This is a genomic window from Coprococcus hominis (ex Arizal et al. 2022), assembly GCF_040094675.1.
Taxonomy (GTDB): Bacteria; Bacillota; Clostridia; order Lachnospirales; family Lachnospiraceae; genus Coprococcus_C; species Coprococcus_C hominis.
On sequence record NZ_JBBNHG010000019.1, the window covers coordinates 34,401 to 50,242 of the forward strand.

The 15,842-nt window shown below is 46.8% G+C and carries 16 protein-coding genes and 1 riboswitch; of the genes, 14 read left to right on the forward strand and 2 right to left on the reverse strand.

Features of this window, described 5'->3' with window-relative positions:
- Positions 1-12: 12 nt before the first annotated feature.
- The 11 genes from cdaA to AAAT93_RS01185 all read left to right on the forward strand — a co-directional run bounded on the left by cdaA (position 13) and on the right by AAAT93_RS01185 (position 11,256).
- Positions 13-885, forward strand: coding sequence for a diadenylate cyclase CdaA (gene cdaA / locus AAAT93_RS01135; RefSeq protein ID WP_021985740.1), 873 nt, complete (start codon positions 13-15; stop codon positions 883-885).
- Positions 872-2,113, forward strand: coding sequence for a CdaR family protein (locus tag AAAT93_RS01140; RefSeq protein ID WP_021985739.1), 1,242 nt, complete (start codon positions 872-874; stop codon positions 2,111-2,113). Before cdaA ends, AAAT93_RS01140 begins: the two co-directional genes overlap by 14 nt.
- A gap of 54 nt (positions 2,114-2,167) precedes the next feature.
- Positions 2,168-2,896: an NAD-dependent protein deacylase gene (locus tag AAAT93_RS01145; protein ID WP_117780837.1), complete on the forward strand. Its 729-nt coding sequence runs from the start codon at positions 2,168-2,170 to the stop codon at positions 2,894-2,896.
- 61 nt (positions 2,897-2,957) lie between these two features.
- Positions 2,958-3,072, forward strand: a riboswitch (FMN riboswitch).
- A gap of 156 nt (positions 3,073-3,228) precedes the next feature.
- On the forward strand, positions 3,229-4,323 hold the full coding sequence (ribD, locus tag AAAT93_RS01150; protein WP_227573351.1) for a bifunctional diaminohydroxyphosphoribosylaminopyrimidine deaminase/5-amino-6-(5-phosphoribosylamino)uracil reductase RibD: 1,095 nt from the start codon (positions 3,229-3,231) through the stop codon (positions 4,321-4,323).
- Positions 4,305-4,961, forward strand: coding sequence for a riboflavin synthase (gene ribE, locus AAAT93_RS01155; protein WP_227573323.1), 657 nt, complete (start codon positions 4,305-4,307; stop codon positions 4,959-4,961). The genes ribD and ribE overlap by 19 nt, the downstream gene beginning before the upstream one ends.
- Before the next feature lie 75 nt (positions 4,962-5,036).
- The gene (locus AAAT93_RS01160) at positions 5,037-6,239 is read left to right on the forward strand and encodes a bifunctional 3,4-dihydroxy-2-butanone-4-phosphate synthase/GTP cyclohydrolase II (protein WP_227573324.1); all 1,203 of its coding nucleotides are present in this window, start codon (positions 5,037-5,039) and stop codon (positions 6,237-6,239) included.
- Positions 6,240-6,594: 355 nt separating this feature from the next.
- A complete protein-coding gene (gene ribH / locus AAAT93_RS01165) occupies positions 6,595-7,056 on the forward strand; it encodes a 6,7-dimethyl-8-ribityllumazine synthase (RefSeq protein WP_021985734.1) in 462 nt (153 codons plus the stop codon).
- Positions 7,057-7,104: 48 nt separating this feature from the next.
- Positions 7,105-7,914, forward strand: coding sequence for an HAD family hydrolase (locus AAAT93_RS01170; protein ID WP_117780783.1), 810 nt, complete (start codon positions 7,105-7,107; stop codon positions 7,912-7,914).
- A gap of 3 nt (positions 7,915-7,917) precedes the next feature.
- A complete protein-coding gene (locus tag AAAT93_RS01175; protein WP_227573325.1) occupies positions 7,918-9,705 on the forward strand; it encodes a hypothetical protein in 1,788 nt (595 codons plus the stop codon).
- A 4-nt stretch (positions 9,706-9,709) separates the two neighbouring features.
- Complete coding sequence (locus AAAT93_RS01180) at positions 9,710-10,483, forward strand: DUF1189 family protein (RefSeq protein WP_021985731.1); 774 nt, start codon at positions 9,710-9,712, stop codon at positions 10,481-10,483.
- Between the two features lie 137 nt (positions 10,484-10,620).
- On the forward strand, positions 10,621-11,256 hold the full coding sequence (locus AAAT93_RS01185) for a GDSL-type esterase/lipase family protein (protein ID WP_118545844.1): 636 nt from the start codon (positions 10,621-10,623) through the stop codon (positions 11,254-11,256).
- Positions 11,257-11,346: 90 nt separating this feature from the next.
- Here the strand turns inward: AAAT93_RS01185 and AAAT93_RS01190 are convergent, their stop codons facing one another.
- Complete coding sequence (locus AAAT93_RS01190) at positions 11,347-12,678, reverse strand: MATE family efflux transporter (RefSeq protein ID WP_195541329.1); 1,332 nt, start codon at positions 12,676-12,678, stop codon at positions 11,347-11,349.
- 21 nt (positions 12,679-12,699) lie between these two features.
- Positions 12,700-13,158 (reverse strand): MarR family winged helix-turn-helix transcriptional regulator, encoded by a 459-nt coding sequence (locus AAAT93_RS01195; RefSeq protein ID WP_021985728.1) that lies wholly within the window; start codon positions 13,156-13,158, stop codon positions 12,700-12,702.
- Between the two features lie 259 nt (positions 13,159-13,417).
- Here AAAT93_RS01195 and AAAT93_RS01200 point away from each other — a divergent pair, with 259 nt between their 5' ends.
- The 3 genes from AAAT93_RS01200 (at position 13,418) to nadA (ending at position 15,802) form a co-directional block, all read left to right on the forward strand.
- The gene (locus tag AAAT93_RS01200; protein ID WP_118545850.1) at positions 13,418-14,203 is read left to right on the forward strand and encodes a tRNA threonylcarbamoyladenosine dehydratase; all 786 of its coding nucleotides are present in this window, start codon (positions 13,418-13,420) and stop codon (positions 14,201-14,203) included.
- Between the two features lie 75 nt (positions 14,204-14,278).
- Positions 14,279-14,806 (forward strand): DUF3877 family protein, encoded by a 528-nt coding sequence (locus AAAT93_RS01205; protein ID WP_196021148.1) that lies wholly within the window; start codon positions 14,279-14,281, stop codon positions 14,804-14,806.
- A gap of 84 nt (positions 14,807-14,890) precedes the next feature.
- Entirely contained in the window at positions 14,891-15,802 is a 912-nt protein-coding gene (gene nadA, locus AAAT93_RS01210) for a quinolinate synthase NadA (protein ID WP_021985725.1), read from the forward strand.
- Positions 15,803-15,842 lie beyond the last annotated feature (40 nt).

Sequence of the window (15,842 nt, forward strand, 5' to 3'; positions counted from 1 at the left end):
AGGGGTGTTAGTTTGAAAAAGTTACTCACAGCATTAAGTGTATATTTTGATTGGTTTTACATACCGAAGATCCATGTGACGGACATTATTGAGATCATTATTCTGTCGTATGTAATTTACCATGTCATGATCTGGTTTAAAAAGACGCGTGCATGGACCTTGTTCAAAGGAATTGTTGTGTTGTTTATCTTTGTCGGACTGGCAACCCTTTTTCGTTTGAATACGATCCTGTGGATATTCCGGAACACGATCAGTGTCGGTATTATTGCGGTGATCATTCTGTTCCAGCCAGAGCTTCGGCGTGCACTGGAAGAACTGGGACGAAAGAAGATCTTTACAGATGTTCTGGCGAGGGATGATAAGAACCTGCATCTGGAACGCGTCAACAATCATACGATCGATGAGCTCGTTGCAGCTTCGATTGATATGGGTAAGGTAAAGACCGGTGCGCTGATTGTTATCGAGCAGGATGTTGCACTTGGAGAATACGAGAATACAGGTATTCTGATCGATGCGGCTTTGACAAGGCAGCTTCTGATCAATATATTTGAGCACAATACCCCATTGCATGATGGTGCGGTAATTATACGGGATAACCGTGTACTTGCAGCAACCTGTTATCTGCCGCTTACGGATCGTATTGATCTGAACAAAGCACTTGGAACGAGACACCGTGCGGCGGTTGGTATCAGTGAAGTGTCTGACAGTATGACGATCGTGGTATCCGAGGAAACCGGAGAAATCTCTATCGCGTATGGTGGAACCCTGTATCGGAATCTGGACGCAATTGAACTTCGAAAGAAATTGACCTCTTTACAGCCGGTTATTCCGGAGCACAGACGTGCGAGACTGCGGAAAGGGGGCAAAAAGAATGGGAAAAAATAAGAAAGAGCTTGGACATATCGGATACAAGATTTCGGCAGTTTTGCTCGCGATTGTTGCCTGGCTTGCGGTGGCAAATATTTCCGACTACCAGACGACACGGCAGATATCCAATATTCCGGTCACTCAGATCAATGGCGATGTGCTTGATGAACTGGATCAGGTGTACGATGTAGTGAGTGGAGATACTGTGGATATCATAGTCAAGGGCAGACGATCTGTGGTCGGTACACTTGATAAAGATGATTTTACGGCAATTGCGGATTTGTCCACGATGTCGATTACCGATACCGTATCGATATCTGTGGAGGCAAAAAGCAACACGGTTCAGAGTGAGATCAATATTACCTGCGTGGATAATACGATGAAACTCAATCTGGAAGAGAAGGTGACACAGCAATTTCCAATCAAGGTGGTCACAACTGGAAGTACAAAAAACGGATATGCGGTAAGTGGAACGAGTTCTACGCCGAATATCGTAAAGGTTGAAGGACCGAAGAGCGCGGTCGAGAAGATTACAGAGATCCGGGCATCGGTCGATGTAGACAAGAAATATTCCAGCTTTGAAACAGAGTCGGAGCTTCATATCTATGATGCGTACGGAGAAGAAATTACAAATGATAAGATTACCCTGGACGTTGCATCGGCAAAGGTAAGCGTTGAAATCTATGCAACCAAGTCCGTGCCAATCGAGGTGAACCTGCGTGGAACACCGGGCGATGGCTACGGCGTGGAAGGCGTGGTATATCAGCCACAGAGCGTGGAACTGGTTGGACCGGCGGATGCACTTGCCAAGATAGAAACCGTGGATGTGGATGATGTGTCCGTGAGTGGAATGACCGAAGATTACCAGACGGATGTAGATATTCGTGATTATCTACCGGATGGAGTTTCGGTGGTAGATATCCCACCAGAGATTACCGTGAATATCTCGATTACGAAGCTGGAAGATAAGAAGCTGACTGTGACAGTAAACAGCTTTGTGCTTGACAAGCAGGTGGATGGCTATCAGTATGAGGTGACGATCAATAACTTTACGATCACGGCATCTGGATTTGCAGATGTGGTATCGAAGCTGACGTTGGATGATGTTGTTCCAACGATTGACTGTTCCGGACTTCCGGTTGGCAATCATGGAAATGTGACTGTAACTTTGAAGGAGATTGACGGTGTGACGTATACGATGAGTGGTACGGTCAGTGTCAATGTCACAAATGCAGAGAATAAATAAAGGGTGATTGATCCTCCAGACGGAGTATGGAAGAGAAGAAAGAAGCGTGAGAATGTGGAACAGGGAAAGATAGAACAGTTCAAGGAAGCAGTTGCACAGTGTAATTCGATTGTATTCTTTGGCGGTGCGGGTGTGTCGACGGAGAGCGGAATTCCGGATTTCCGAAGCACAGACGGTCTGTATAACCAGAAGTACAAATATCCACCGGAGACGATTGTCAGTCACAGCTTTTATATGCAGCGGACGGAAGAATTCTATGAGTTCTATAAGGACAAGATGCTGTTCCCTCAGGCACAGCCAAATGCTGCGCACAAGAAGCTTGCAGAGTTGGAACAGGCTGGGAAGCTGAAAGCAGTCATCACACAGAATATCGATGGACTGCATCAGGCGGCAGGCAGCAAAGAGGTGTTAGAGCTGCATGGCTCCGTACACCGGAATTACTGTACGAAATGTAAGAAGTTTTTCCCGCTTTCGTATATCGTAGAATCAAAAGGCATTCCAACGTGCGACGAATGTGGTGCAATTATCAAACCGGACGTTGTTCTGTACGAGGAAGGACTTGACCAGAGTATCCTGACACGCTCGATCAATCATATCGCGAAGGCAGATATGCTGATCATCGGTGGTACATCGTTAGCGGTATATCCGGCGGCAGGACTGATCGATTATTTCCATGGGAAATATCTGGTTGTCATCAATATGGCATCGACACCGCGTGATTCCTATGCGGATATTGTGATCAATGGCAAGATCGGTGAGGTATTGTCACAGATCGAGGTCTGAGACAGGACTTGACAGACAAAAACGATGGTGCTAAAGTACAGTTGTGTCAAAAAGTAAATAAATATTTACTCGGGGCGGGGTGTGATTCCCCACCGGCGGTATAGCCCGCGCGCAGTGATGCATGATTTGGTGAGATTCCAAAGCCGACAGTATAGTCTGGATGAGAGAGTAAGGATAGAGTTGCAGGAGAAAAATGGCAGTGCGTGATGCACGATGACAGCCATTTGATTTCGATGCGGATAAGCCCCGGGACATAATGATATGTGATCGGGGCTTAATTTTTGGGTGAATAGAACAAAGAAGGTGATAAAGTGGCATACAAACAGGAATATATGGAGCTTGCAATCGAGCTTGCGAAAAAAGGAACCGGCGCGGTCAATCCGAATCCGCTTGTCGGTGCGGTGATCGTGAAGGACGACCGGATCATCGGACAGGGGTATCATGCAAGATATGGGGATCTGCATGCAGAACGGGCAGCATTTGCAAGTCTTACCGAGGATGCAACAGGCGCGGAAATGTATGTAACGCTGGAGCCATGCTGTCATTATGGCAAACAGCCCCCATGTACGCTTGCCATCGTGGAACACGGCATAAAAAAAGTCTATGTTGGAAGTGATGATCCAAACGACAAGGTGGCTGGAAAAGGCATTGCGTTTCTGCGGGAGCATGGCGTCGAGGTGGAAACCGGCGTGATGAAGGATGCCTGCGATGCGATCAATCCGGTATTCTTCCATTATATAACGACAAAGTTACCGTATGTGGTTATGAAATATGCGATGTCAATGGACGGCAAGATCGCAGCGTACACCGGAAAGAGCCAGTGGATCACCGGGGAAGCGGCAAGACAGCATGTGCAGGAGACACGGAGCTGGCTGAAAGGAATCATGGTGGGCTGTAATACGGTCTTACAGGATGATCCGGCGTTGACCTGCCGGATTGAAGGAGGAAGGAATCCAGTCCGGATTGTCTGCGATAGTCATCTGCGAATCCCACTGGACTGCCAGTTAGTACAGACGGCGGTGGATGTGCCGACGATCGTGGCAACACTCGATGGTGCATCGGACAAGGCAAAGGAATTGCAGCGGGCAAATGTGCAGATACTACAGTGCAAGGAAAAAGATGGACGCATTGATCTGTATGATCTGATGGTGCAGCTTGGTGCACAGGATATCGACGGCATCCTGTTAGAAGGCGGCGGCACGTTAAATGAGCAGGCACTCGCACAGGATATTGTACAGGAGGTGCAGGTATATATCGCACCGAAGATCATAGGTGGTGCGGAAGCGAAAACCCCGGTGGAAGGCAAAGGCGTACCGGATCCAAATGGTGCGTACCGGTTTGCATTTGACCGGATGGAGCAGGTCGGAGACGACATCTTACTTCGATATCGAAAGGAGAAGCGGGAAATATGTTTACAGGAATCATAGAAGAGGTTGGAACGCTTCTTGCCACGCGGAAAGCATCGAAATCGGAAAGCCTTACGATTGAGGCACCATATGTCTTGCAGGATGCGAAGGTTGGAGACAGTATCGCGGTCAATGGCATCTGTCTGACGGCAACTTCGATTTCGGGCAATACATTTACGGCGGATGTCATGGCGGAGACGATGCGGCGGACATCGCTTGGCACACTGCATACCGGAAGTAAAGTCAATCTGGAACGTGCGATGGCGGCAGGTGGACGCTTCGGTGGGCATATCGTATCCGGACATATCGATGGCACTGGAACGATCGCAAATATGGAGCGGGAAGAAAATGCAGTCTGGGTGACAGTTGAGACGACACCACAGATTATGAAATACATCATCGAGAAAGGTTCGATCGTGATTGACGGCATTAGCCTGACGGTCGCGACGGTCAGCACCGACCGGTTTCAGGTATCAATCATTCCGCACACCGGTCAGGAGACGACGCTGCTTACGAAGAAGGCAGGCGATATTGTGAATCTGGAAAACGATGTGATCGGAAAATACGTGGAGCATCTGCTTCATTTCAAAGAGCCGGATAATAAGAAACAAAGCTCGAAGGTTGATATGGGATTTCTTGCAGAGCATGGATTCTTATAGAGAAATTAGCGATAATTACACATAATAGAGTTATGAACAGACAATGATAAACAATTCATAAAATGGAGGAACAACATGGAATTAAACAGCATTGAAGAGGTTGTAGAGGACCTCAAAAAAGGAAAATGTGTTGTGATCATGGACGATGAAAATCGCGAGAATGAGGGCGATGTCATCTGTGCCGCAGAATTTGCAACAACAGAGAACGTGAACTTTATGGCAAGCTATGCCAAAGGTCTGATCTGTATGCCAATGGCACCGGAATATACAGACAAGCTACATCTGCCACAGATGTGTATTACAAATACAGACAATCACTGCACCGCATTTTCCGTATCGGTCGATCATGTGAGTACGACAACTGGTATCTCAGCCTATGAGCGAGGGATTACAGCACGCAAGTTTGTGGAGGACGATGCGAAGCCAGAAGATTTTCGCAGACCGGGACATATGTTCCCACTCGAGGCAAGACCAGGTGGCGTGATCGAGCGTCAGGGACACACCGAGGCAACGGTAGATCTGATGAAGATTGCAGGATTGAAACCGGTTGGTCTTTGCTGTGAGATCATGCGCGACGATGGTATGATGGCAAGACGCGATGACTTGGAGCAGTTTGCAAAGCAGCATGATCTGAAGATCTCTACTGTAGAGAAACTGATCCAGTATCGTAAGGAGCATGAAGTATTTGTCGAGTGCGTGGCAAAGGCAAAGATGCCGACACGTTACGGCGAGTTCATGATTTACGGCTATGTAAATAAATTAAACGGCGAGCACCATGTCGCACTCGTAAAGGGTGACATCACCGATGGCGAACCAGTTCTTTGCCGTGTACATTCCGAGTGTCTGACCGGCGATGCACTTGGTTCTGCACGCTGCGACTGCGGACAGCAGTATGATGCAGCAATGAAGCAGATTGCCAAGGAGGGCAGAGGCGTGCTTCTCTACCTGCGTCAGGAAGGCCGTGGAATCGGACTTATCAACAAGATCCGCGCGTACCAGTTGCAGGATCAGGGACTTGACACGGTCGAGGCGAACTTGAAGCTCGGCTTCCCGGAGGATGCCCGTGACTACACGATCGGTACACAGATCCTTGTAGACCTCGGCGTACACAAGATGCGCCTGCTCACAAACAACCCACTCAAGGTATACGGCCTTTCCGGCTACAACCTTGAAATCGTCGAGCGTGTGCCAATCGAGATGGAGCCAAGCAAATACGATATGTTCTATTTAAAGACAAAGAAAGAAAAGATGGGACATATTCTCGATAACGTAGATTGATGACATTGATATATAAAAAACTAACAAGGATAAATTTCAGGAAAGACGGTATACCAAACACATAAAAGGTGGTGAATGCCGCCTCTCCGTACAAATATGAGAATGTTTATAGCCACATCCTAAAAGGAAAATGTGTATTGCGATGTTCTTCTATGTATGATTCCAATGCAGACCATTGGAACACGCCAGCACTTAACAAGCAGTGCCGCCATCGAAAAATGGTGGTGCTGCGAGTTTAGTGTCTGCTGCGTGTGGAAGTGAGCGAGAGTGCGTCTGCATGGAACATACATAGGAGAACATTGATAGAAAGAATGTAGAGATGTGGCATAAGAATAAAAATAAGGAGAGAAAGAAAATGAACAAATTAGAAGGAAAATTAGTCGCAGACGGCGCAAAAATCGGAATCGTAGCAGCAAGATTTAACGAATTTATCGTATCCAAATTAGTCGGTGGTGCGATGGACGGTCTGATCCGTCATGACGTGAAGGAAGAGGACGTCACAGTCGCATGGGTACCAGGTGCATTTGAAATCCCAGTTGTCGCAAAGAAGATGGCAAAGTCTGGAAAGTATGACGCGGTAATCTGTCTTGGCGCCGTTATCCGTGGAGCAACAAGCCACTATGATTACGTATGTAACGAAGTATCCAAGGGCGTAGCTTCCGTATCACTGGAGACAGAGATTCCGGTATTGTTCGGTGTCGTTACAACCGAGAACATCGAGCAGGCAATCGAGCGTGCAGGTACAAAGGCTGGAAACAAGGGATACGATTGTGCCCTTTCAGCTATTGAGATGATCAACCTCATGAAGCAGATCTAATTACCTGCGATACACCAGAAGTTTAGTTTTAAGTAAGGATAGACGAATATGAAAAAAGAACGTTGTATGTTGTTTTTTGATATTGATGGGACATTGATCACAACCGATGGCAAGCGGACATTTCCGGAGAGTGCGAAGCGTGCGCTGCGCGAGGCAAGGGAGCGAGGACACCTCGTCTACATCAACACCGGGCGCGTCATGGAAAATGTGGATGATTTCATCCGCGAAGTCGGTTTTGATGGATATGTCTGCGGTTGCGGAACATATATTGTGTCTGAGGGAGAAGTGATGCTGCATCACCGTATCCCGCAGGAACGCTGCCGCGAGATCGCGTATAAGTGCCGGGAATGTCACATGATGGCAATCTTTGAACACACGGATCATACCGGTTATGATAGCGCACTGGCTGGCGAGGACGCCGGGTATCAGGAGATTCTGCACTATTTCAAATCCATGGGGCGCCATATGATTGATAACATTGAAGATCCGGAATTTTGCTTTGACAAGTTTGCCTGCTGGTATGAGGAAGGCAACCCGAAGCTGCAGGAATTTATTGATTATATGTCTGAAGATTTTACCTGTATTCAGCGTGAGGGCAATTTCTTAGAGGTTGTGCCACACGGATTTTCCAAGGCGACTGGTATCCGGTTTTTGATGGAGAAATATGATATTCCGCTTGAACGCATTTATGCGTTTGGGGATAGCAATAACGACCTCGATATGTTACGATATGTACAAAACAGTATTGCGATGGGCGTCTGCACAGAGGAAGTGGCTGAGGCTGCTTCGTACCGTACGGATACGGTAGAACAGGACGGCATCGAGAAAGCCATGCGGCATTTTGGGATGATAGAGTAAGCGATGAATGAACGGCGTTTTCGACAACTGAATATATTGACGATCATTGCCGTAGCGGTCGGGATAGGGATGATGCTCTTTTTTGCATTTGTCGTATCGGACGGTGGCAATCAGAAGATTTCCTTCCGCACGCCAAAGAAGCTTGATGATACATGGGTGTTGTACCGGCAGGGCGAATCGGATGAACAGATCATAGATCTGCCGACGAAGCTCAAGGCGAAAAAAGGCGAGATCATCACAATCACACATCAGATGCCGGAGGATGCCGGCGAGGACAGCGCGATCTGTTTTTACACAGAGTTTCAGAACGTGATCGTTTCCATCGGTGATCGTCGTGTCTATGAAAGCGGTGTGCTGGCAGATAACAAGATGACGAAAAATGCTGTGCCCGGATATCACGTGGTAGATATTGACGCGAGAGCCGGGGAGACAGTAACGATCCAGCTTGCCTCGGCATATGGCAGATACAGTGGCAGAATACCGGGGATTTATTATGGTTCGCGTGGAGATATTGTATCGTGGCTCATACGGAGAAATGGTATTCCATTTGTTGTGTCACTGATGATCTTAGTGCTTACGATCCTGCTTGGCGTGTCACTGTTATTTATGACAAATGAAAACATCAACAAGCAGAAGGCAGCGTATGGATTTGGGTTTATTGTCTTTGCGGCAGCTTGGATTTTTTTTGGAAATACGATGATGCAGCTGCTGACGAAGAATCAGTTTGCAACGTACATGGCGAGCCAGATTTTCCTGCTTTTGATGCCGCTGTTATATTTTATGTATCTGCGAAGCTTCGCGATGAAGCGGCGCTATGCGAAGATCTTTGAGATTTTGATTTATGTTTATGCGGTGAATTTCCTGACTGGAATCGTATTCCAGTTAGTGGGTGTCTGCGATTTTGCAAGCTATATGTTCTTCACGAAGATTCTGATCATGGTTGGCTTGCTGTTGCTATGTCTGATTATGTATTTAGCGGCAGACACATATGCAGATAAGAGCATTTACAGCAATTTTTGGGCGAATGTGATACTGACCGGATCGTGTCTGGTGGAATTCATCCTGCATTTCTTCCGGTTTTACAAGAGTTATCAGGGCGTTGTCCTGCAGATTGGATTGTTTGTATTTGCGGTGCTGTTGATGATTTCTATCGAGAAAACGGTGATTCAGGAGATGAATGCGGAGCGTGATGCAGCGCTGAGCAGTGTCGGACATGAGAAGTCGCAGGCGGTGCGCACGATCAATACCGCACTGATTTATCGGGCGTTAAATACTGCGATTACAGATTTGAAGACACATGATCAGTCGAACAGCCGCCTGATTTACGATACCTCGATGTTTATGCAGCACAATATGGATGCAGTTTATAAGCAGGGGCTTGTTTCTTTCGATACAGAGCTTTCGTATATCCGGGCATATCTCGGCATGCAGAAACGGATTCATCCGGGACTTGAGGTGCTTGTGGAAGACAAGGTGACAGAGTTCAAGGTACCATACAATACGATTGAACCGCTTGTGGAAAATGCAGTCGAGGCGGCTGTGGAAACGAAGCAGGATGGAAAGGTTGTTGTGCGAAGCTATGAGCGGCTGGACTGTTTCGCAATCCAGATCGTTGACAATGGAAATGGTGTTTCACCAGTAAAGAAATTCCGGGCAAAGCAGGATTTCCGGGGACTGCAAAAGCAGTTGAAATCGTCGGTGGGTGCTTTGATTGAAGTGCGCACAAAACCGGATAAGGGTACGATATTGACTGTGAAGATCCCAAAACAGGGATATGTAATAAAGGAGTAAGAAGATGACATTTTCGGAACAGATCGTGTATGGCTGGTTTAAGCCATCCAAATATAAAGATATGATAGAGTTACCGCGCAGGCGATTTGTTGCGTATGTGATCGTTATGATGCTTGTCTTGTCGATTGTCAGCTACGTCGTTCCGACGGCTTCGATCATCTTTGGATTTGGCGGATTTGAGAAGCTTTTCACACAGAGTCTTGGAGAAGTAAATTATACGGACGATACGCTTTCGGTGTCCAATAATTTTGATATGCATATCAACGCCGCGAATTTCTTAGTGGATACGTCACAGGAGACGGTGCAGAACGAAAGCCTCAAAAAACAGGGCATGTTTCTTGCGGTTGGAAGCAAGACCGTGCGGATCAGCATGGTACTAGGTTCCAAGGTGACAGATTACGGGGTATATTATCTGTCTGATTATTTGCAGGATGGGTTTAACAATGACAGTCTTGTTGCGATGATTCCGTCGATCTACGCGGTACTTTTCGTGACACTGCTTGGAACGATGCTCAGTTATTTTGTAAAATACGCAGTGGTTGCGCTGCTCTTTTCTATCCTTGTGAACAGCATGAATCATCAGTTTCATTTGAACTTACAATTCGGACAGGTGTTTGCGCTTTGTTTCTATGGACAGTCGTTTGCAATGATCCTGTCGAATTTCAATCAGGCAATCGGTCTTTTGCCAACGCTGCTTGTATCGATCGTTGGAATTTTCGTGACTGTTCATATGATTACCGTGAGTGTTGCGCTTATGAAAAACGAGCGGGAATTGTAGCAGAAAAGGATTTCAGTTTGTAAATCAAAATTTGATATAACATACACTTATAGTCGGATATAAAAACCTTGTATTTTTCAGAATTGCCTTATAGCTATATAATAGGGGCATGAAAGAAATTGATCGAGGTGAGAACGATGAGACAGATTTTATGTTATGGAGATTCGAATACATATGGATTAGTACCGAAGGAAAACGCACGGTATCCATGGGGGATCCGTTGGACAAGCCGGTTGAATGAGAAGCTTGGACTTCTGCAGTACCGTGTGATTGAGGAAGGGCTGTGCGGACGGACGACCATCTTCGATGATCCGTTCCGAGACCATCGAAATGGCGCAAAATTTGTCAATGCAGTGTTGGAGACACACGGGGCATCGGATCTTATCATCCTGATGCTTGGAACCAATGATTGCAAGACCGCATACAAGACGACACCACAGTTGATTGGAAAGGGTGTGGAGACGGTAATCGCGAAGATCCGAAGCTTTGCTCCGGATAGCAAGATCCTGCTTGTGTCACCGATCCATCTGGGCGAGAAGGTCTGGGAGAAATCCTATGATCCGGAGTTTTCCAGAGAGTCGGTCGATGTATCGAAGGGGCTTGCCGATGTCTATGCGGAGATCGCGAGAAATGAACATCTGTATTTCTTAGATGCATCCGATGTGGCTGCACCGAGTGACACCGATCAGGAGCATCTGAATGAGGAAGGGCACGCGAAGCTCGCGGAAGCAATCTACGAGAAGGTGGATGATATATTCGCGGAGGCTGCGTAGATTTCTTCGCAGAATAATTATAATTTAGTACGAATATAAGAAGCCGGTAAGAGACTATTTCATATAGTTTCTTACCGGCTTCTGTGTTAACTACAGATACCCATATTTCTTCCGCTGTGAGAACACGAAGAAGAGCGTCATGCACAAGGTGATTGCTTCCGCTACAATGATCGCGCCCCAGATACCGTCTAATCCGAGGATTAGTGGCAGCAGCATGACGGCGGATAACTGGAACACAAGTGTCCGCAGGAATGAAATCAACGCAGAAATCAAGCCATTGTTTAACGCCGTGAAGAAGGACGAACCATAAATGTTAAATCCGTTGATCAGGTAGGTAAACGAATAGATCAGGAATCCGTGTTTGGTTAGTGCAAACAGTTCTGCATCATATCCAACGAAGATTTTCGTCAGAGGTCCTGCAATCACATGTGCCAGCAGGACAAGCAGGATACCCCAGATGGCAATCAGACTGGTACTTTTTTTGAACATATTCTTAAGCTCATCCCGGTTCCCGGCACCGTAGTGGTAGCTGACAATCGGTGCACTGCCGACCGAATATCCAAGGAAGATCGATATGAATATGAAGTTTACATACATGATCGCGCCGTAGGCAGCCACACCATTTTCGCCTGCGTATTTCATAAGCTGCAGGTTGTAGAGCGAGTTCACGAGAGAGGAAGAGAGGTTCGTCATAAGCTCGGAGGAACCATTTGTACATGTCTTCAACAAGACCACTCCGTCAAATTTTGTCTTTCCAAGTTTCAGCAGACTGGAATTCTTCCGTGCAAAATAGAAGATCGGGAAGAATCCACCGATGCATTCTCCGGTTACCGTCGCAATCGCGGCGCCCGGCAATCCCCAGCCCAAGACTGCGATAAACAGATAATCTAACACCATATTTGTCACACCAGCGATGATGATAACGCCAAGTCCCAGCTTCGGTTTCTCTGCGGTAACGAAGAAGCTCTGGAATACGTTTTGCAGCATAAAGGCTGGCATGGAGATAAAACAGATTCTTCCATATAGCACGCAATTATCCAGCAGTGCGCCTTCTGCACCAAGCAAGGATGCAACCGGACGGACTAATAGCATTCCGCAGAGACTGAAGATGACACCGCCGATGAAAGTCACATAGACAAGCAGCGAGAAATATTCGTTTGCTTTCTTGTGTTCGCCTTCGCCGAGTGTCTTTGCCACGATCGCGCTACCACCGGTACCGACCATGAAGCCGAGTGCGGACACACCCATCATGAGAGGCATAACCAGATTGACTGCAGCGAATGCTGTCTTGCCGACATAGTTCGATACGAACAGCCCATCGACGATACCGTAGATGGAAGTGAAGATCATCATGATGATGGACGGCAGGACGAAGCGCAGCAGCTTCTTATAAGTAAAATGTTCGGATAATTGTATCTTCATGTTGTAATTCCTCCAATTTTGTTATAGCTTCTGGATTCCTTCGCGCAGGGCTGCGAGATACTGTGCGTGGAAATGCAGAATCGTTTTGTATTCTTTTTCTGTCAGTTTTGGGAATGCTTCGTTCTCAATCTCTACCATCGGGAAGATCGTACGGCGCACGAGCTGCAATCCCTGTTCGGTCAGATAGATGTGCATGCTCCGTCCCTTTCCGGACGCGAGTGTCAGATATTCCTTCTTCTGTAATGACCGGATCGCTGAGTTGACGGTCTGCTTCGGGATGAAGGTTGTGCGGCAGATGTCGCTTTGCTTACAGCCATCCCCCAGCTCGCAGATTGCGTACAGGGTGTCGAACTCGCTGTTCGAGAGACCAAGCCGCATCGCTGCGTCGTGGTAGATGATGTTATATTCTTTGTAGATGTGGTTGAATGCAACCAGCTTGTCACTCATATATGGTTGTTCTTCTTCGTGTTTTTCTTTCATAGAGGCTCCTCTCACAATTCGACAAAATATGTCTGATTTCGTACTCAAGTAAGTCCGAAAACATACTTAGTATAGTCTGATTTCGGACTTATGTCAAGAGGAAGATGGATGTAAATTATTTGTAATTATGCAAGGAAAACATGGCAAGATACATTGCTATTTTACAGGGATTGAAGTATACTTAGGGGCGAAAATAAATATGTATAAAATATTATAGAACGAAAATTATAGACAAGGGGAACAGGACAGGAGTAAAAAGATGCTGACACAATTTTCAAGAACTGAGCTGCTGCTTGGAAAAGAAGCGATGGAGAAATTACAGAATTCCCGTGTCGCCGTATTCGGAATCGGTGGTGTAGGTGGTTATGTCTGTGAGGCGCTGGCACGAAGCGGCGTTGGAGCCTTTGATCTGATCGATGATGATAAGGTGTGTCTGACGAATCTGAACCGTCAGATTATTGCGACCTATAAGACAATCGGAAAATATAAAACGGACGTTATGAAGGAACGGATCTTGGATATCAATCCGAAAGCGGATGTACGTGTGCACAAATGTTTCTTCCTGCCGGAAAATGCCGATGAGTTTCCGTATGAAGACTATGACTACATGGTTGATGCAGTGGATACGGTAACTGCAAAAATCTCTCTCGTGATGAAAGCACAGGAGAAACACATTCCGATCATCAGCAGTATGGGCGCCGGCAATAAATTAGATGGCAGTCAGTTCAAGGTGGCAGATATCTATAAGACGAAGGTCTGTCCGCTTGCGAAGGTCATGCGGCGGGAACTTAAGAAGCGCGGAGTGAAGAAATTAAAGGTTGTGTATTCGGAGGAACAGTCGATTCGTCCGATTGAGGATATGTCGATCAGCTGCCGGACGCGCTGTGTATGTCCGCCGGGTGCGAAACACAAATGCACCGAGCGGAGAGATATTCCGGGCAGTGTCGCATTTGTTCCATCGGTGGCAGGTCTGATCATTGCCGGTGAGGTTGTGAAGGATCTGGTGAAGGACATACCGCGGACAGCAGAAGAACCGACAACATAAATACGGGCGTAGGCAAAATAAAATATAGTAACTCGTGTAATTGGTATGCATGTGATGGAACAGGAGGCAGAAACAATGACATTAGAGAAGCATGTGATTGATACAGTGAAGGAATGGCAGACGAAGATCGGCACGGATGATGCAGGCGTGCGCCTCTATTATCCGAAGGTGTCGATGTGCGGATATCTGAAGCTTCCAGTGGAGGAGGATTCCGAGAAGATCTGTCAGGAGGCAGAGGCATATTTCGAGAAAAGTGTACCAGAACTTGGACACGTGACAGTGACCGAGAAAGCAGACCGGTTCTGCGTGTTTGTCAGTCCGGAGGGCTGTGATTATATTAACCGTGAGATTCCTGTTTCGGAATTTTTAGAGGGATTTCTGAAGGTGCTTAAGACGCAGGATATGCAGCAGGTACGGGCGTATTTTCAGGCATTTGCGAAAGCACATGGCACGACGGTCTGTGAGGAGGACGATGAGGAGGATCTCGGAACGGTGCTCTCTTTTGCGGATAAGGATGTGGAGCCTTATCTGTACTGTGTGACAGACGATCAGTTTGGAATTACCTATCACCGGTTTACGAAGGATGATTTCGATACGATTTAAAAAAGTCTTAAACAAAAGCGGAGTTTAATAAAAAAGATACAATTTGGATACAACCATGATTTAAAATAGAAAAGGAGTTTTCCCATGAACGAACAAACGAAAGCGAGAATCAAGGAGTTACAGAAAGAAAAAGATGTTGTGATCTTAGCGCATTATTATGTGGATGGTGAAGTGCAGGAAATCGCAGATTATGTCGGCGATTCGTACTATCTGGCGAAGGTTGCAACGACAGTGGAACAACAGAATATTTTGTTTTGCGGTGTCTCCTTTATGGGTGAGAGTGCGAAGCTTCTGAATGCGAAGAAGCATGTCTATATGGCAGATGATGGAGCGGATTGCCCGATGGCACATATGGCGGAAGTGGAGAAGATCGAGGAAGTGCGGAAGGAATATCCGGATGTGGCAGTTGTCTGCTATGTAAATTCAACAGCAGAATTAAAGGCACATTCCGATGTCTGCGTGACATCATCCAATGCACTGAAGATCGTCAAGGCATTGCCGAACAAGGACATCTATTTTATTCCGGATTACAATCTGGCACATTTTATAGCGGAGCAGGTACCGGAGAAGCATTTTATCTTCAACGATGGATTCTGCCATGTACATAAGAGTATTCACAGTGAAGATGTGAAGAAGGCAAAGGAACTGCATCCGGACGCACTTGTTCTGGCACATCCGGAGTGTACAAGTGACACGCTGGCACTGGCGGACTTCATCGGAAGTACGTCCCAGATCATTGATTACGCAACCGCATCGGACAGCAAGAAGTTCCTGATCTGCACCGAGATGGGTGTGTTCTATGAGTTGATGCAGAAGAACCCGGACAAGAAATTCTTCTCTGTCGGACACAGACAGTTCTGCCCGAACATGAAGAAGGTCAGTCTGGACAAAGTACTTGAGAAGCTCGAAGATCTGAAGGATGAAGTGATCCTTCCAGAGGAAATGTGTGAGCAGGCGAAGAAACCGCTCGACGAGATGCTTCGTCTGGCACAGTAGCAGGACTGGTGCGTTAGTGGGTGCATCAAACCGATCAGGC